The organism is Kribbella sp. NPDC056345 (assembly GCF_042262745.1).
Lineage (GTDB): Bacteria > Actinomycetota > Actinomycetes > Propionibacteriales > Kribbellaceae > Kribbella.
On sequence record NZ_JBHJQQ010000001.1, the window covers coordinates 211,641 to 228,715 of the forward strand.

At 67.1% G+C, this 17,075-nt stretch carries 19 protein-coding genes, 1 tRNA gene and 1 pseudogene; 6 read left to right on the plus strand and 15 right to left on the minus strand.

Annotation, left to right across the window (positions count from 1 at the left end):
• Positions 1-120 precede the first annotated feature (120 nt).
• The 3 genes and pseudogenes from ACFCV3_RS01015 to ACFCV3_RS01025 all read left to right on the plus strand — a co-directional run.
• Positions 121-504: a helix-turn-helix domain-containing protein gene (locus ACFCV3_RS01015; RefSeq protein WP_376024919.1), complete on the plus strand. Its 384-nt coding sequence runs from the start codon at positions 121-123 to the stop codon at positions 502-504.
• Positions 458-1,201, plus strand: a complete 744-nt coding sequence (locus tag ACFCV3_RS01020; RefSeq protein ID WP_376024921.1) for an ImmA/IrrE family metallo-endopeptidase — start codon at positions 458-460, stop codon at positions 1,199-1,201. Before ACFCV3_RS01015 ends, ACFCV3_RS01020 begins: the two co-directional genes overlap by 47 nt.
• Positions 1,198-2,070: pseudogene (locus ACFCV3_RS01025) on the plus strand (recombinase family protein); the annotation flags it as partial. The gene ACFCV3_RS01020 and the pseudogene ACFCV3_RS01025, both read left to right, overlap by 4 nt.
• 198 nt (positions 2,071-2,268) lie before the next feature.
• Here the strand turns inward: ACFCV3_RS01025 and ACFCV3_RS01030 are convergent.
• The 8 genes from ACFCV3_RS01030 to ACFCV3_RS01065 form a co-directional block, all read right to left on the minus strand.
• A complete protein-coding gene (locus tag ACFCV3_RS01030) occupies positions 2,269-2,406 on the minus strand; it encodes a hypothetical protein (protein WP_376024923.1) in 138 nt (45 codons plus the stop codon).
• Between the two features lie 204 nt (positions 2,407-2,610).
• Positions 2,611-2,775, minus strand: coding sequence for a hypothetical protein (locus ACFCV3_RS01035; RefSeq protein WP_376024925.1), 165 nt, complete (start codon positions 2,773-2,775; stop codon positions 2,611-2,613).
• Positions 2,776-2,947: 172 nt separating this feature from the next.
• Positions 2,948-3,023 (minus strand) — tRNA-Ala (locus ACFCV3_RS01040).
• 259 nt (positions 3,024-3,282) lie between these two features.
• Positions 3,283-3,930 (minus strand): histidine phosphatase family protein, encoded by a 648-nt coding sequence (locus tag ACFCV3_RS01045; RefSeq protein ID WP_376024927.1) that lies wholly within the window; start codon positions 3,928-3,930, stop codon positions 3,283-3,285.
• Positions 3,927-4,349: a ribosome silencing factor gene (rsfS, locus tag ACFCV3_RS01050; RefSeq protein ID WP_376024929.1), complete on the minus strand. Its 423-nt coding sequence runs from the start codon at positions 4,347-4,349 to the stop codon at positions 3,927-3,929. The genes ACFCV3_RS01045 and rsfS overlap by 4 nt, the downstream gene beginning before the upstream one ends.
• A gap of 8 nt (positions 4,350-4,357) precedes the next feature.
• Positions 4,358-4,933 carry a nicotinate-nucleotide adenylyltransferase gene (nadD, locus tag ACFCV3_RS01055; RefSeq protein WP_376026429.1) on the minus strand — a complete coding sequence of 192 codons (576 nt, stop codon included), beginning with the start codon at positions 4,931-4,933 and terminating at the stop codon, positions 4,358-4,360.
• Between the two features lie 37 nt (positions 4,934-4,970).
• A complete protein-coding gene (locus ACFCV3_RS01060) occupies positions 4,971-5,126 on the minus strand; it encodes a hypothetical protein (RefSeq protein WP_344149127.1) in 156 nt (51 codons plus the stop codon).
• Between the two features lie 80 nt (positions 5,127-5,206).
• Positions 5,207-5,335, minus strand: a complete 129-nt coding sequence (locus ACFCV3_RS01065; protein WP_272948569.1) for a hypothetical protein — start codon at positions 5,333-5,335, stop codon at positions 5,207-5,209.
• Between the two features lie 147 nt (positions 5,336-5,482).
• Between ACFCV3_RS01065 and ACFCV3_RS01070 the strand changes: the two genes are divergently transcribed.
• On the plus strand, positions 5,483-5,935 hold the full coding sequence (locus tag ACFCV3_RS01070) for an Lrp/AsnC family transcriptional regulator (protein WP_132405165.1): 453 nt from the start codon (positions 5,483-5,485) through the stop codon (positions 5,933-5,935).
• Here the strand turns inward: ACFCV3_RS01070 and ACFCV3_RS01075 are convergent.
• Positions 5,865-7,055, minus strand: a complete 1,191-nt coding sequence (locus ACFCV3_RS01075) for an MFS transporter (protein ID WP_376024932.1) — start codon at positions 7,053-7,055, stop codon at positions 5,865-5,867. The two genes, ACFCV3_RS01070 and ACFCV3_RS01075, sit on opposite strands and share 71 nt — an antisense overlap.
• Before the next feature lie 85 nt (positions 7,056-7,140).
• Between ACFCV3_RS01075 and ACFCV3_RS01080 the strand changes: the two genes are divergently transcribed.
• Both ACFCV3_RS01080 and ACFCV3_RS01085 read left to right on the plus strand, forming a co-directional pair.
• Complete coding sequence (locus tag ACFCV3_RS01080) at positions 7,141-8,004, plus strand: winged helix-turn-helix transcriptional regulator (protein WP_376024934.1); 864 nt, start codon at positions 7,141-7,143, stop codon at positions 8,002-8,004.
• Entirely contained in the window at positions 8,001-8,660 is a 660-nt protein-coding gene (locus tag ACFCV3_RS01085; RefSeq protein ID WP_376024935.1) for a 4'-phosphopantetheinyl transferase family protein, read from the plus strand. The genes ACFCV3_RS01080 and ACFCV3_RS01085 overlap by 4 nt, the downstream gene beginning before the upstream one ends.
• Here the strand turns inward: ACFCV3_RS01085 and ACFCV3_RS01090 are convergent.
• The 6 genes from ACFCV3_RS01090 to ACFCV3_RS01115 form a co-directional block, all read right to left on the minus strand.
• Positions 8,645-9,889 (minus strand): glutamate-5-semialdehyde dehydrogenase, encoded by a 1,245-nt coding sequence (locus tag ACFCV3_RS01090; RefSeq protein WP_376024937.1) that lies wholly within the window; start codon positions 9,887-9,889, stop codon positions 8,645-8,647. The genes ACFCV3_RS01085 and ACFCV3_RS01090 overlap by 16 nt on opposite strands.
• A 22-nt stretch (positions 9,890-9,911) precedes the next feature.
• A complete protein-coding gene (gene proB, locus ACFCV3_RS01095; RefSeq protein ID WP_376024939.1) occupies positions 9,912-11,024 on the minus strand; it encodes a glutamate 5-kinase in 1,113 nt (370 codons plus the stop codon).
• 6 nt (positions 11,025-11,030) lie between these two features.
• Positions 11,031-12,614: a GTPase ObgE gene (obgE, locus tag ACFCV3_RS01100; protein WP_376024941.1), complete on the minus strand. Its 1,584-nt coding sequence runs from the start codon at positions 12,612-12,614 to the stop codon at positions 11,031-11,033.
• A gap of 126 nt (positions 12,615-12,740) precedes the next feature.
• The gene (gene rpmA, locus ACFCV3_RS01105) at positions 12,741-13,001 is read right to left on the minus strand and encodes a 50S ribosomal protein L27 (RefSeq protein ID WP_132405181.1); all 261 of its coding nucleotides are present in this window, start codon (positions 12,999-13,001) and stop codon (positions 12,741-12,743) included.
• Positions 13,002-13,013: 12 nt separating this feature from the next.
• Complete coding sequence (rplU, locus tag ACFCV3_RS01110; protein ID WP_132405183.1) at positions 13,014-13,328, minus strand: 50S ribosomal protein L21; 315 nt, start codon at positions 13,326-13,328, stop codon at positions 13,014-13,016.
• Between the two features lie 162 nt (positions 13,329-13,490).
• Positions 13,491-16,955, minus strand: a complete 3,465-nt coding sequence (locus ACFCV3_RS01115) for an Rne/Rng family ribonuclease (RefSeq protein ID WP_376024944.1) — start codon at positions 16,953-16,955, stop codon at positions 13,491-13,493.
• Positions 16,956-17,075: the final 120 nt, after the last annotated feature.

Below are 17,075 nucleotides of genomic sequence, written 5' to 3' on the forward strand. Positions count from 1 at the left end.
CCTACCCTATTTAACGGATATAAACGTTGCGAAATAGGACACCCTTGTTGATTTTACGCAACAAACGGCGGACAATGAATGTTAGGAAATATTGATAAATAAACTCTGGGAGATCGACCAATGAAGAAAAGAAGCGCAAACCGTCTAGCCAAACTCATAAAGGAACGACGGCATGAGCTTGGGTTTTCGATTCAGGAACTAGGTCGCCGCTCAGGAATCAACATCGCAACCATAAGCAGGTTGGAAAATGCAGAAATCCCTTCTCCTCACGCAGAGAATCTGAGAGCACTGGCTGAATCTCTGGACCTACCTGTTACAGACGTGTTTGTCTGCGCTAACTGGATTCCAGACGGTCAATTGCCCACCTACCAGCCGTACTTCAGATCAAAGTATGGCGGTCTGCCCGCAGATGCGATGGACGAAATCGAGACTTCAGTCGCTCGCGTACTCGAAAAGTATGGGTACGACGGAAGTGTTCCCGCGCCAGGAGAAGACGAAGCATAAAACAATAACTACCACCATCAAGCTCCAAACACATACGACAAACCGAAAGGAGGAACATATGCACCACGAAACTACCGATGGGCGCAGCGTACTTGTTGCGCTGCGATCACTCATCCCAGACCGACCTACGGACTTCACCGAAGCCAAACAGATTGCCGAATTGCAGGCCAATCGACTACTAGCCCTATTCAACGTCACAGAGGGTGCGGTTTCCTCCGAGATCGTCGCATCCTTGCCACGAGTTCGCGTGATCTACGTCGATCTACCTTCCGCTGTCAGTGGCACAAGCCACTGGGATAAGCGTCATTGGGTGATCGCCCTCAATAAGAACGACGCTCCCGTGCGGCAACGCTTCACACTCATGCATGAGTTCAAACACATCATCGATCACGGCCGGACGCATCTGCTCTATGTCAGTAATAGCCGCTACACCGCAGCAGAACAGGCAGAGCGAGCCGCCGATCACTTCGCCGGCGCGATCCTGATGCCGAAGCGACTCCTCAAGAGCGCCTGGGCGAGTGGCCTGCAAACGTCATCCGCATTAGCACGCTATTTCAATGTCTCGATTATCGCTGCGGAGGTACGTCTTTCACAAACACGGCTCAACGCAGCACGTGACATTGTCACGAAACCGCTTAACAACGCAAGTCATGCACTTCACTGCCGTCCCTCTCTCGCGGAAGGGTTTCTGTTATGAGTAGACGCTCCCTTGCGGCCGACGCACTATCGGCGTCAGGAGAGTTCTCCGTCCTTTATTTGCGTGTTTCATCGAAACGCCAGATGGACACTGCCGCCGATATCGACCAGGACGGCAACTCGATCTCGACTCAGCGCGAATGGACAACTAACAAGTCCGACTCTCTCGGTGCGATCATTAAGCGAGAGTTCATCGAGCCTGGCGCCTCGGCTCAAACCATCGAAGATCGTGCTGTCTTTCAAGAGATGATTGCTTACCTAAAGAAGCATCCTGAGGTCAGATACGTCATCGTTTACATGCGTTCACGTGCTTTCCGTGACTTCTACGACGCCGCGATCACTGGCCGCATGCTAGAGAAGCTCGGTGTCAAACTGATCTCTGCACGCGAAGATTTCGGCGAGGGCATCATGGCTCGTGCGATGGAAGGCTTTACGGACATCATGAACGATGTCCAAAATAAGCTGACCGGACAAGACATCAGTGTCAAGATGGAGCACAAGGCCAGGCGCGGCGGCACAAATGGTCGCGCTCGTCTTGGCTACCTCAACACTCGAATCGACTTCGACGGCCGTATGATCAATAGCATCGGCGTCGATCCTGAACGTGGGCCACTTATTACTACAGCCTTCGAGCTGTACGCCACGGGGAATTACTCGATCGAGGAACTGTACGAGACGATGGATGACCTCGGACTTCGGACTCGCCCCTCTAGACGGCATCCGAATTTGCAACCAGTCTCGACAACAAAACTGCACACCATGCTCCGTGACCCGTACTACATGGGCCTGGTTCCCTATAAGGGAGAGATTCACAAAGGTAATCACGAACCACTCGTCAGTGCTGAATTGTTCGAACGAGTACAAGCAGTCATGGATGCTCGCAGTGGTGCGGGCCAACGAGATCGAACGTTGGATCACTACCTGAAGGGCAAGCTCTACTGCAACCGCTGTCGCACAGACGACAGCATCAACAGAATCCTTTACATCGAAGCCCCTGGACGTAACGGCACTGTCTACCGCTACTTCCTCTGCCGAGGACGGCAACGTGGTACATGCGATCTGCCATTTCTACATGTCGAGACTATCGAGCGTGCGATCGCAGAACACTTCGGCACACTGAAGCTCGAAAAGACCGAAGCCGACGAAATCGCAGCCATGCTCCACGCGATCACAGCCGAAGAACAGAACACCATCCGACTCACCCATGAGCAACTCACCAAACAACTCAACGATGTGACCGCCCGTAAGCAACGCCTCCTCGACTTCATCGAATCAGGCGAATACTCCCGTGAAGAAATCAGCGAACGACTCAGTAGACTCGCCGTAGAGCGCAGCAGTATCGAGGAGCGGCTAGAGGCCACAGCTGAGAAGCTGGCCAACGGCCTAGCCGTCGTTCGTCAGTACACCGAGCTACTTCGCACCCCTGAGGAGCTCTACCAGGGAACCACGAACGCTGTTCGTCGTCTGATGATTGAGACGTTCTACCGTCGCCTCCGTATCGACGAGCACGGCAGGATCACCGACGAGCGGCAGCCGGTCGTAGACGATCTCCACGCCTTCGGCCAGTTCATCCACTACACCGCGCCCGAACCACAACATGCCGTCAACGCCGCCAGAACGCGATCTGACGGGCGAACAGGGGTCGGGACGAACAGAACCCCCAACCGTACGGTTGGGGGTTCTGGGGGTACCAAGACGGACCGGCTCGGTTTCACCGATTTTGTCGGCGTTTCGAGTAAGACCGTCATGGTGGAGCTTAGGGGATTCGAACCCCTGACCTCTTCCATGCCATGGAAGCGCGCTACCAACTGCGCCAAAGCCCCGCGGTGTAGTTCCTTGCGACTCCGGAAGTTTAGCGGATGGGGGGCGGAGAAGAAAAATCGAGGGTCGGGCTGAGGTTGGTGAGGTAAATGACAGGGTTGCTGGGGGTGTTGGGCTTGCGCTGGACGGTGGCGGAGATGCTGTGTCTGGCGCATCAGACGACGCCAAACGGATAGCCCGCCAGCGGGCGCGAGTGCAGGCGGCGGACACGGGCCGTCGCCGGAGGCGACCAAAAGTACTGTCGCCGCGGAGCGGTGTCCTTTAGCGCTGGGGGTCGTCGGACATTACTGGTTCGGGGAGGGAGCCGGCGTTCCATTCTTCGATGCGCCAGCCGGTGGTGCGGTTGGGGAGGAGGGAGACCCAGTTGCAGTTGGAGAGGCCGCCGAAGGCGGGGTAGTGGGGGGTGGGGATGCCTAGGAAGTGGCAGATGCCTACGCGGGCGGCCATGCCGTGGGTGGCGATGACGATGGTGTCCTCGGCGGTGCCTTGGGTGGAGATGCGGTGCAGGGCGGCGGCGAAGCGGGTGGCTACCTCGTCGACGGTTTCGCCGGCGGTGCCGCGGCGCTGGGGCTCGTTGGCCTTGATGCGGGCGGCGGCTTCGGGGTTGCGGGCGGCCAGTTCGGCCTGGGTGAGGCCGGCCCAGTCGTCGACGTCGATCTCGCGGAGGGCCTTGTCGTACTCGATCTTGAGGCCGGTCAGGAGCGCGAGCTCGCCTGCCGTGGCGGCGGCGCGCTGGAGGTCGCTGGAGAACAGGCGGGTGGGGGCGAGGGCGGCCAGCCGGGCGGCGGCGGCGCGGGCCTGGCCGATGCCCACCTCGTCGAGGGGGATGTCGGCCTGGCCCTGGATCTTGTCCTGCAGGTTCCACTCGGTCCGGCCGTGCCGCCAGACGATCAGTCGCCCAGCGGTCATTCGGCCGGGCCCGAGGCCGAGCCAGGGGTCGAGCCAGAGGTCGAGTCTGAACCCGGTACGGCGGACGGGAGCTTGATGATCGGGCAGTCGCGCCACAAGCGCTCGAGGGAGTAGAAGCTGCGCTCCTCGTCGTGCTGGACGTGGATCACGATCTCCAGGTAGTCGAGCAGCACCCAGCGGCCTTCGCGGGCGCCCTCGCGGCGTACCGGCTTGGCGTCGAAGTCGACCCGGAGCTTCTCCTCGACGGCGTCGACGATGGCCCGCACCTGCCGATCGTTGGAGGCGGATGCGACCAGGAAGGCGTCGGTGATGGCGAGCTGCTCGGAGACGTCGAAGGCGAGAACGTTCTCGGCCTTCTTGTCGTGCGCCGCCTCGGCGGCCGCGGTCAGCAGCTCGATAGCGCGTTCACTGGCTGGCATGAAAGGTCCTAACGGTTGATGTAGAGCTCGCGCTTGGCGATGTACTGGACGATGCCGTCCGGGACGAGGTACCAGGTCGGGTTGCCCTTGGCGACCCGGGCACGGCATTCGGTCGACGAGATCGCCAGTGCCGGGACTTCCAGCAGGGTGATCCGGTCCATCGGCAGCTTGTCCAGCGGCAGCTCGAGACTCTCGGTCCCGGGCCGGGTACAACCGACGAACTGCGCGAGTTTGAACATCTCGTCGACGTCGCGCCAGGTGAGGATCTGGGCCAGCGCGTCGGCACCGGTGATGAAGAAGAGTTCGGCGTCCGGGTAGAGCGCCGACAGGTCGCGCAGGGTGTCGATCGTGTACGTCGGTCCCGGCCGGTCGATGTCGACCCGGCTGACCGAGAACCGCGGGTTCGACGCGGTGGCGATCACCGTCATCAGATACCGGTCCTCGGCCTCGGAGACGTCGCGGTCGAGCTTCTGCCAGGGCTGGCCGGTCGGGACGAAGATGACCTCGTCCAGATCGAAGTACGCCTGGACCTCGCTGGCGGCGACGAGGTGGCCGTGATGGATCGGGTCGAACGTCCCACCCATCACACCCAGCCGGCGGACCCGCTCGACGGCAGTCATATCAGCTGTGCGGCCGGCCCTTGCCCATGATCACCGTGACGAGCAGCAGCAGGACCAGGACGAAGAGCGCGAACCCGCCGTACCACCACGGCGAGATGTGGGCGGCCTCGGAGGCCTCCTCGAGGGCCGCGAGCTGCGGCACGACAAGCTTGAGCATGGACAGAGCCTATCTCGTGGCCGGACACACGAGCGCGACCGGTGGCACTCGGGTGGCCATCCGGTCGCGCGAGAGGTTGATCAGCTGTGGCGGATGTGACGGGTCAGCAGCCGGCGCCAGAGCGACGGCACGGCGGCTGCGCGCTGGTACTGCGCGGCGACACGGTGCATCTCGTCGATGTGGGCACGGGCGACGTCGGGGGTGATCATGTTTCCTTCACGGGTTGTACGGCGGAGATCGGGCGGACCGGCCCGACTCCTCAAATTGTATGACAATATGCCGCTCCACACAAACGAATTAAAGGCAGATCAGGTCACATGCCTACGAATCTGCAGTGAACAGGAGGTTCACCCGATATGGACGTGATCGATCGGCAACTGATCGAGGCCCTGCGGCTGAACGGCCGCTCCAGCTGGGCCGAGCTCGGCCGGGTGGTCGGGCTGTCCGGTCCGAGCGTCCAGGAGCGGGTACGGCGGCTGGAGGAGCGCGGCGTACTGCTCGGCTACCGCGCGATCGTGGCACCGAGCGAGGTCGGACTCGGCACCAGCGCGCTGATCGGCCTGTTCCAGCGTGACGACGTGGAGACCGACGACATCGTCGACCAGGTCCGTGAGATCGCCGCGGTCGAGGACTGCTGGTTCGTGGCGGGTGACCAGGAGCTGGTGGTGAAGATCCGCGTCGCCGACGTGAGCCAGCTGGAGGCCGTGGTCGGCTCCCTGCGCCGCGTGAACGGCGTGGTCAGGACCCGGACGACCGTTGTCCTGTCGACCCGCTGGGAAGGGCGTCCCGCGCCGCTGCCGGACGAGTGAGCGCGAGTACGACGCCTGCCGCGACCGCAAGTCCGCCCGCAACCGGGAACAGCAGCCGCGGCACGTGGTCGTACGCGATGCCGCCAAGGGCCGGGGCGAGGAACATCCCGCTGACCGAGGCAGCGGCGTACAGGCTGGAGTAGCGCCCGACCATCCCCTCGGGCGCGAGATCCGCGACATGCGCGGTCGCGGTCGGTTTGTAGAGCATCTCCCCCGCGGTGATGACGACGACCGCGACCACCGCGCCCATCAGCGCCGGCCAAATGCCGAGGACCGCGAGGCCGACGCCGACCAGCGCGCTCCCCGCCGCGATCACGCGGAGGGCCTGGTGACTGCGCAGCCGGATCGCGAGCGGAGCCTCGAGGCAGACGATCAGGACCGAGTTCACTGCGATCAGTACGCCGTACGCGACCGGCGGCGAACCGGCGTCCCGGAGCAGCAGCGGCATGGTGACGTAGATCTGCCGGCAGGCGGTGTCGACCACGACGATCATCGCGAGCAGGATCAGCAACGACCGGTCCACCGAGCCGCGCAGCCGCACGACCTGGCGCACCTGCCGCGCCGGCGGGACCCAGCGCCAGATGACGAACGCGAGCACCAGGCTGGTCACGGCGTCGAACACGAAGACCAACGAGAAGTCGTACGCCGCCACCAGCCCACCCAACGGTGGTCCGATCATGAACCCGGCGTTGCTCGCGGTCCGGGACAGCGCGATCCCCTCGCGGCGCCGTTCGGCGGGCAGCGAGATCGCGACCAGCGCGCTGAGGTTCGGCCGGGTCACTCCCCCGCACAGACCGGCCAGCGCGCCGAGCGCGGCCAGCCATCCGTTCGGGGCCAGCGGCATCGCGGCACAGGTGATCGCCCAGGTCAGCTGGCTGGCGACGGCCGTGGTCCGCAGCCCGAAGCGGTCGCCGAACCACCCGCCGCCGAGATTGCCGCCGACCAGGCCAACGCCGTACGCCGCCGCTGCGAAGCCTGCCTGCTGTGCGGACATCCCGCGGTCCTGGACGAGGTAGAGGGTCAGGTACAGCCAGGCCAGCGCACCCGCGGCGCTGACCAGCTGGCCGAGCATCACGGCACGCATCCAGCTGGGCAGTTCGGCGATCCGGCGCCAGTACATGCTTCCCCCGCGAGCTAGAGTGAGTTCCTCAGAGGAACTTACGACGGCCGCTAGCGTGGTGGCAAACCGGATTTGGGGGTCGACCGTGCGACGGAGCACCTTCTCGCCCGAGCCGGACTGTGCGATCGCGCAGTCCCTCGGCGTGATCGGCGACGGGTGGGAGCTGCTGATCGTTCGCGACCTCGCGCGCGGGCTCGATCGGTTCGACCAGCTCGCGGAGTCGCTGCGGATCTCCCGGAAGGTGCTGACCGAGCGGCTCGGCGGGCTGCTCGACTCGGGCGTGATCGAGCGAACGGCGTACCAGGAGCGGCCGACGCGCTACGCGTACGGGCTCACTCCGCGCGGGCGGGCGCTGCTGCCGGTGCTGGTCGCGTTGCAGGACTGGGGCGACCGCTGGGTGCTCGGCGACGGCGAGCTGACCGGGACGAACACGGCCGACCAGGCACCGGCCCAACGCGTGCACGAGCTGGTAGGCCGACGGGTCCCTCAGGTTGCCTTGCCGTCAACAGCCGGTACGACGCTCGACGTGGTGGACGCGGATGCGCGAGCGACCGTGCTGTTCGGCTACCCGGCGACGGGCCGGCCGACGCCGTTGCCGGTGGGGTGGACGGATATCGCGGGGACCGCGGGCTGCACGCTGGAGAACCGGTTGTTCGCGGCAAAGTACGAAGAATTCGGGTCGAGGCGGATCGCGGTCCGTGGAGTCAGTACGCAGCGCACGGACGAGCAGCAGGCGTTTGCCGCGGCCGAGGAGATTCCGCAGGTCCTGCTGTCGGATGTGGAGCTGGAGCTGGCCGCGGCGCTGCGGTTGCCGACGTTCCGCGCAGGGGGGTACGAGCGGCTCAAACGCGTCGTCCTCGTGGTCGGCGCAGATCGGGTGGTCACCGCGGTGAAGTACCCGGTGACGGATATTGCGGAGGCAGTCGAGTGGGCGCTGGCGACCGCGTGAACGAGGTCGAGGTGTGGTGGGCGCGGGTCGGGCAGGCCCGGCCGGAGTTCGTGGCGGATCTGAACGCGGTCGAGCAGCAGCGGTACGCGGCCTACCGAAGGGATGCGGACAAGGCGCGGTTCCTGCTCGGGGTGACGATGGTACGACGGTTGCTCGGGGCCCGGATGTCGTTGCCGTCGGCAAGCGTCGTACTGGATCGGACGTGTCCGGACTGCGGGAAGCCGCACGGGAAGGTGCGGGCCGACGGTGTCGAGTTGTCGGTGTCGCATTCGGGTGACTGGGTCGGGCTGGCGATCGGTACGGCGCCGGTCGGACTCGACGTGGAGCAGATCGACTCGCGGGTGGAGGTGGACGGGGTCGCGGGGATGAGTCTGGCACCGGAGGAGTTGGCTGAGTTGGCCCGGGCCCATGACAAGCCACGCGCGTTCGCTACGTACTGGACGCGCAAGGAAGCGCTGCTCAAGGCGACCGGGGAAGGGATTGCCGGGCTGCAGAGCGTGGTGGTGAGCGGGCCGGATCAGCCACCGGTTGTGCTGAAGTGGGAGGGCGGGGCTGTGCAGCTGGCCGATCTCGAGGTCGGAAACGGGTACGCGGCGGCTCTGGCTGTACTCAGCCCAGAACCGCTCAACGTGGCCGTGGATCAGTTTCGGGTTTGACCTTCGCCGGTCACGACGTACTTGGTCGAGGTCATCTCGGGGAGGCCCATCGGGCCGCGGGCGTGCAGCTTCTGGGTGGAGATGCCGATCTCGGCGCCGAAGCCGAACTCTCCCCCGTCGGTGAACCGGGTGCTCGCGTTCACCACGACCGCCGCCGAGTCGACCGCCTGCACGAAGCGGCGGGCGGCCGCCTGGGAGCGGGTGATGATCGCGTCGGTGTGCCCGGAGCTGTAGCGGCGAATGTGCTGTACGGCGCTCTCCAGCGACTCGACCACCGCGGCCGACAGGTCGAGTGAGTTGTACTCGGTCCCGTAGTCCTCGTCCGTCGCCGCGACAATGTCCTTGCCCGCAGCAACCACCGTCGGATCACCATGAACGGTGACACCGGCAGAAGCCAGCGCCGGAAGGGCAAGCGCGAGGAACTCCGAGGCCACGTCAGTGTGCACCAGCAGCGACTCGGCAGCGTTGCACACGCTCGGCCGCTGGGTCTTCGAGTTCAGCAGGATCTCCAGCGCCAGGCCGAGATCCGCGTCGGCATCGACGTACACGTGGCAGTTGCCGACGCCGGTTTCGATCACCGGCACGCTCGACTCGCTGACCACGGTCTGGATCAGCCCGGCACCACCGCGCGGAATCAGTACGTCGACCAGCCCGCGCGCCTGCATGAGCTCCTTGACCGCGGCCCGATCCGTCGGCACGCCCTGCACCACATCAGCCGGCAACCCCACCGACGCCGCGGCATCCCGCAGTACGTCGATGATCGCGACGTTCGACGCGGCCGCAGAGGAGGAACCCCGCAGCAGCACCGCGTTACCGGACTTCAGGCAGATGCCGGCCGCGTCGGCCGTCACGTTCGGCCGGGCCTCGTAGATGATCCCGACCACGCCGAAGGGGACGCGGACCTGGCGCAGCTCGAGACCGTTCGGCAGCGTGTACCCGCGCACAACCTCGCCGACCGGGTCGGTCAATCCGGCCAACTGCTCCAACCCCGCAGCCATCCCGTCGACCCGACCGGCATCCAACGCCAACCGGTCGACGGTCGACTCCGGCGTACCGGCCTCACGAGCAGCCGCCACGTCCTTAGCGTTCGCCGCCACGATCGCGTCCGTGTTAGCCCGCAGTGCCGCCGCCATCGCGTGCAGTGCCGCATCCTTGGTCGCCCGCGAGGCTTCCGCCAACGCGTACGACGCTTCCCGCGCCCGCCGGGCCAGTCCGATGATCTCGCTCACGTTTGCATCCTAAATTCGCAGGTCACAGCAGGACCAGGTCGTCTCGGTGGACGACCTCTCGTTCGTACGCCGGGCCGAGATCGCGGGCGAGGTCCCGGGTGGAGCGGCCGAGGAGGCCGGGGAGCTCGGCAGCGTCGAAGTTGACCAGGCCGCGGGCGACGACGACACCGGAGGGTGAGACCAGGTCGACGGGGTCGCCGGCGGCGAAGGTGCCTTCGACCCTGGTGATGCCGGCTGGGAGGAGGGACTTCCGGCGGGCTGTCACGGCTTGGACAGCGCCTTCGTCGAGGTGGAGAGTGCCGACGCCGGAGGTGGCGTGGGCGAGCCAGAGCATGCGCGTCTTCTGCCGGCGGCCGGTCGGGTGGAACAGGGTGCCGACCCGCTTACCCTGCAGGGCATCCGCTACCAGGGCAGCCGAGGTGAGGACGACTGGGATCCCGGCCTCGGTGGCGATTGCGGCGGCCTCGACCTTGGTCTGCATCCCGCCGGTCCCGACACCGGACGAACCGGTCTTGCCGATCGCGAGCGGCTCCAGGTCGGCGGCACCACGCACCTCGGTGACCATCGTCGTCCCCGGTTTGCGCGGATCGCCGTCGTACAGGCCGTCGACATCGGACAGCAGCAGCAACAGGTCCGCGTGCACGAGGTGGCTGGTCAGTGCGGCCAGGCGATCGTTGTCACCAAAACGGATCTCGGTGGTCGCGACCGTGTCGTTCTCGTTCACGATCGGTACGACGCCCAGCTCCAGCAGGCGGGCGAACGTCCGGAACGCGTTGCGGTAGTGGCTGCGCCGGGTCACGTCGTCGACGGTCAGCAGCACCTGGCCGACCCGCAGGTTGTGCGCAGCGAACGCGTCGCTGTACCGAGCCATCAGCTCGCCCTGCCCCACCGAGGCCGCGGCCTGCTGGGTCGCCAGGTCACGCGGTCGCGAACGCAACCCCATCGGCGCCAGCCCGGCCGCGATCGCCCCGGACGAGACGAGCACGATCTCGGTCCCGGTCGCCCGGCGCGCCGCAATGGCGTCGACGAGCGGCCGGAGCCGGTCCAGATCGATCCGGCCGCGCTGGGTCAGCGACGACGAGCCGACCTTGACGACAATTCGCGTGGCCGCGACAGCCTCCGCGCGTTGGTCCATCAGGTATCAACCGTTCTGGTCGAGTTCCTTTTGCAGAGCCAACTCGCGTGCTTCCTTGCGCGCCAGCTTCTCTGCCTTCTCCGCAGCTCGCTTCGCCTCGGCCGGGGACAGGTCGACCTCGTCCTCGACCCAGCCCTGCCCGTACTCCGAGAGGTCGGTCTTGGCCTCGCCCGAGCGCAGTGCGTGGTACTCCTCGTCCTTGCGCCGACGCCGCTGCAGCGCGGGCCGGTCCTCCTCCAGCCGCTGGTCCTCGCCACGCCGCGACAGCAGCTCGGCGCCGGCCTGGACCTCGGGAGCGAAGTCGAACATGACCGCGTTCGGGCCGTCGCCGATGACGACCCCGTCGCCCTCCACCGCACCGAGCTCCAGCAGGCGCTTCTCAACGCCGAGCCGGTTCAGCCGGTCGGCCAGGTAGCCGACGGCCTCCGCGTTCGTGAAGTCGGTCTGCTTGACCCAGCGCTCGGGCTTCTCGCCCTGCACCAGCCAGCCGCCGTCCTCCGGCAGCTTCTTGACCTTGAACTCGGGCCCGCCCTGGACCTGCGGCCGGATGATGATCCGCGTGTTGTCGGGCTTCTCCTGCTCCGCACGACGCTTGACCACGATCTCGGCCATCGCGAACTTGAGCGCGTCCAGGCCTTCGTGGCTCGCGGTCGAGATCGGGAAGACGCGCAGCCCGCGCCCCTCCAGCTCAGCCTGCACCATCTCCGCGATCTCGCGCGCGTCCGGTACGTCGATCTTGTTCAGGGCAACGAGTCGCGGCCGGTCCTCGAGCCCGCCGTGGGCCGTCAGCTCGGCCTCGATCGTGTCGAGGTCGCTGAGCGGGTCCCGGCCCGGCTCGTACGTCGCGCAGTCGATGACGTGCACGAGTGCCGCACACCGCTCCACATGCCGCAGGAAGTCGTGCCCGAGCCCGCGTCCCTCGCTGGCACCCTCGATCAGGCCCGGTACGTCGGCCACCGTGAAGGTGGTCTCGCCCGCGACCACGACGCCGAGGTTCGGAATCAGGGTGGTGAAGGGGTAGTCGGCGATCTTCGGCCGGGCGCGGCTGATCGACGCGATCAGCGACGACTTGCCCGCACTCGGGAAGCCGACGAGGCCGATGTCCGCGACGACCTTGAGCTCGAGGACGAGCGTGCGCTCCTCGCCGTCCTCACCGAGCAGCGCGAAACCAGGCGCCTTGCGGGCGCTGCTGGCCAGTGCCGCGTTGCCGAGACCACCCTTGCCGCCTTGTGCAGCAACGAATTCGGCGCCGGGGCCGACGAGGTCGGCGAGCACTTCGCCGTCCGCCGTGCTGATGACCGTGCCGTCCGGGACAGGCAGTACGACGCTGTCGCCGTTGCTGCCGGCCTGGTTGTCACCCTTGCCCTGGGCACCGTTCGTCGCGGTGCGGTGGCTGGAACGGTGGTAGTCGACGAGCGTGGTGGTGTCCGGGTCGACGCGCAGGATCACGCTGCCGCCGTCACCACCGTTACCGCCGTCGGGACCGCCGAGGGGCCGGAACTTCTCCCGGTGCACCGAGGCACATCCGTGTCCGCCGCGGCCCGCGGTGACGTGCACCGTCACGCGGTCGACAAAACTGGGGATTGCCATCGGTGCCTTCTCAACTTCCTGTTGCCTGATAAAAAAGTACAGCTATCTAAGACAGCAAAAGAGCGGGTCCGCGGCATTCCGCGACCCGCTCTCTTGAAGAGCTGTGACAAAACCCGGGTGGCGGTGTTACTCCGCCGGGGCCGGGACGATGTTGACGACGCGGCGACCGCGCCGGGTGCCGAACTCCACCTTGCCCTCAGCGAGCGCGAACAGCGTGTCGTCGCCGCCACGGCCCACCAGGTTGCCCGGGTGGAAGTGGGTGCCCCGCTGGCGAACGATGATCTCGCCGGCGTTGACCAGCTGGCCGCCGTACCGCTTCACGCCGAGGCGCTGCGCGTTGGAGTCACGACCGTTGCGGGTCGAGGCTGCTCCCTTTTTGTGTGCCATTTTCTAATCAGCTCACTTCTTCGCGTCGATCGCGGTGACCTTGACCTGGGTGTAGTGCTGACGGTGCCCCTGGCGCTTGCGGTAACCGGTCTTGTTCTTGTACTTCAGGATGTGGATCTTGGGGCCCTTGGTGCGGCCGAGAACCTCAGCCGACACGGCTACCTTGGCCAGCGCCGCCGCATCGGTCGTCACGGTGTCGCCATCGACAACCAGGACTGCCGGCAGGACGACGGTGTCGCCCGCCTTGTCCGTGAGGCTGTCGATCTCGATGACATCGCCGACGGCGACCTTCTGCTGGGTGCCGCCACTGCGCACGATCGCGTACACCGTGGATCTCACTCTCTGCTGGATCGGAAGTTCTGTACGAAGTGTGCTGGTCCGTCACCGCGAGCAATCCCTCAGTGACACACTCACAACACACAAGTCGGCGCGCCTGGAGCGCACCGAAGGTCCAGGATACTACGACAGCGCAGCATCCCGGAAATCGGGTTACTGAGCGGCCGAGACCAGCTCCGCAGGCGTCTCCGGAGCCTCCCCCGCCGCCTTACCGCGGCCCCGGCTGCTGCGCCGGCGTCGCGTGCTCTTGGTGCCGTTCTGCTCGGCTTCCGGCTCGTCCGCCGGTACGTCGGCCGGCGGGAAGCCGGTCGCCTCCGGGCTCACGGGCTCGTCGGCTGCGCCGGAGACCGGGTAGCCGGTCGGCTCCGGCGTCCCGTTCGGCTCCGTGGCGCCGTTGGACGCCGACTCGTCGGCATCCTTCTTCGCCGAGGCCGCGGCGATCTGGGCGAGGCGCTGAGCGGCGTCGGCGTGGTGCTGGGCGGTCTCCTGCTCGGCGGTCTCCTCGTCGGAGCGGCCCTTGCCGCGGCGGCGGCGCGAGCTCTTCCGGCCGGACTCCTCGGCCTGCGCGGCCGCCTTGTCGTGGCCGTTGCCGTTCTGGCTGCCGTTGCCGTTGCCGTTGCCGTTCTGGGCGCCGGCCGCGGCGCGGCCGCCGTCGCGGCGACGGGACTCCTTGGGCTCGTCGTGCAGGATCAGGCCGCGGCCACCACAGTGGTCGCAGTTCTCGCTGAACGCCTCGAGCAGACCGGTACCGATCCGCTTCCGGGTCATCTGGACCAGGCCGAGCGAGGTGACCTCGGCGACCTGGTGCTTGGTCCGGTCGCGGCCCAAGCACTCGACCAGGCGACGCATGACGAGGTCCCGGTTCGACTCCAGCACCATGTCGATGAAGTCGATCACGATGATGCCGCCGATATCGCGCAGCCGGAGCTGGCGGACGATCTCTTCGGCCGCTTCCAGGTTGTTCTTGGTGACGGTCTCCTCGAGGTTTCCACCGGAGCCGGTGAACTTGCCGGTGTTGACGTCGACGACCGTCATCGCCTCGGTGCGGTCGATGACCAGCGAACCACCCGACGGCAGCCAGACCTTGCGATCCAGCGCCTTCTTGATCTGCTCGTCGATCCGGAAGTTCGCGAAGACATCGTTGTCCCCGGTCCACCGCTCGACCCGCTCGGCCAGGTGCGGCGCGACGCCGGCGACGTACTCGCGGACCTCGTCGACCGCGTCGCTGCCCGAGATGACCAGCTTCGTGAAGTCCTCCGTGAACAGGTCACGGACGACGCGGATCAGCAGGTCGGGCTCGGCCGACAGCATCTGCGGGGCCTGGCCGTTCTTCGACTTCTTGTCGATCTCGGTCCAGACGGTCTGCAGGCGGGTGACATCCGCGGTCAGCTCCTCCTCCGACGCACCCTCGGCCGCGGTCCGGACGATCACGCCGGCCTCGTCGGGGACGATGTCCTTGAGGATGGTCTTGAGCCGGTTCCGCTCGGTGTCGGGGAGCTTGCGGCTGATGCCGCCGTTCCCGCCGCGGGGGACGTAGACGACGTACCGGCCGGGGAGGCTGATCTGGTTGGTGAGCCGGGCGCCCTTGTGACCGATCGGGTCCTTGGTCACCTGGACCAGGACCGCCTGGCCGGACTTCAGCACCTGCTCGATCTTGCGCGGCCCGTTGGCCCCGCCGAGCGTGGCCCAGTCGACCTCACCGGCGTACAGCACCGCGTTGCGGCCCTTGCCGATGTCGATGAAGGCCGCCTCCATGCTGGGCAGCACGTTCTGCACGCGACCGAGGTAGACGTTGCCGATCAGCGAGGTGTGCTCGGCCTGGGCGACGTAGTGCTCGACCAGGACGTTGTCCTCGGAGACCGCGATCTGGGTCAGGTCCTCGCGGGACCGGATCACCATCGTCCGCTCGACCGACTCACGCCGGGCCAGGAACTCGGCCTCGGACACGATCGGCGCGCGGCGGCGACCGGCGGCGCGACCCTCGCGGCGACGCTGCTTCTTCGCCTCGAGCCGGGTCGAACCCTCGATCGCGGTGACCTCGTTGGACGTGTTCTTGCTACGCGGCTCCCGGACCCGCACGACGATCTCTTCGGGGTCGTCGGCCGCGCTGGTGCCCTCTTCGCCCTTGCGGCGACGGCGACGCCGGCGGCGACGTGACGAGCTGCCACCGTCCTCACCGTCGTCGGCAGAGCCGTCCTGCTCGTCGTCGGCCGAGGCCTCGGCGTCGTCGGAACCGTCGCCGTCCTCGTCCTGCTCGTCGGCGCTGTCCTCGGCGTCACCGGTCTTGCGGCGACGACGGCCGCCACGGCGGCGGCGCCGGCGGCGGGTGCCCTCGGCGGACTCGTCGTCGTCGCCGTCCTCGGCCTGTACGTCGTCGGTCTGCTCGTCCGTCTCGTCGGCCTCGGTCTCGGCCGCCTCGTCGGTCTCTTCCTCGTCCTCGAGCTCCTCGACGGGCTCGACAATCTCTTCCCGCGCCTCGGCATCGCGCCCACGACGGCTGCGACGACGGCGCGACGTGGCCGGCTGCTCGTCGTCACCCGGCTCGGCGGTCTCGGCGATCGGCTCGGCCGCGACCTCCGCGGTCTGGGCGTTCTTGGCGCCGCGACGGCTCCGCGAACGGGTCGTCGGGGCCGGGTCGGTCGCCTCGACCGGGCTGGTCGCCGCGGCCTGCGCCGGAGCCTCGGTCTGCGCCTGCCCGGCCGGAGCGGTGCTCGGCACGGTGGGCGCCTGGAACAGCACGGCGGCAGCGGCCGGAGCCCGCCGACGGGTGCGTCGGGTCGTGGTCTCCTCAGCCGGTACGTCGGCCTCCGCGGCCGGGGCGTCGGCGGTCGGGAAGAGCGGGGTCGCCTCGGATGCGGCGGGCGCGTCGGCGGCGGACTGGCCGCCGCGGCGCCGCGAAGTGCGCTTGCTGGTGCGGCCGGAGCCGGCCCCCGCTGCGCTGCCGGAATCACCAGTCGAGTCAGCGGTGCTGCTGGCCGAGCTCGCGGCGGTACCGGCTGAGTCGGTGGTGCCGGCGGAGCTGCGCACGTGGGAGCTGCCGGTGAAGGTGGTGGGGCGGTTCGCGGGGGCCGGGGCGGTGGACGTGCTCGCGGAGGCGGTCGCGTCAGTTGCGCTCGCGGTGTCCGCAGCAGTGGCGCTCGCGGTGTCAGCGGCGGCGCCGCGGCGGGAGCGGGTGCGACGGGCGGGAGCGGAGTCCGGCGTACCGGTCTGCTCGGCGTCGGCTACCGGGCCGTCGGTGAGGGGGGTGTCGGTCGCGACCAGGGTGGCGGCGGCCTTCTTGGTGGTGCGCTTGCGCGCGGTCGTCTTCTTGGCCGGGGTCTCCTCGACGACCGGCTCGGCGGCCTTCTTGGCGGCGCGCTTGACCGGGGCCTTGGCGGCGGCCTTCTTGGCCGGTGCCTTCTTCGCGGCGGCCTTCTTGGCCACGGCCTTCTTCGCCGTCCGCGGCGCCGGGTCGGCGGCCACGTCGTCGGACTGGGTCGGCACGTCGGCGGACTTGGCCACCCGCTTGCGAGCGGTCGTCGTGGCCTTCTTCGCCGCGGTCTTCTTCACTGTCTTCTTGGCAGTGGAACGGGCGGTGGCAGCCTTGGCTGCCTCGGTGGTCGGCTCGTTGTCGAGCATGTGGTGCGGTCTCCTCAAGCCCGGCGGCGCTGCCTGCGACCCCTGTCACGGGTCCGGCGCTGCCACCTGGCGGTCACGGTTCGCCGCTCCTGGCCGTTGAGCCCGGGCGACGGAAGCCTG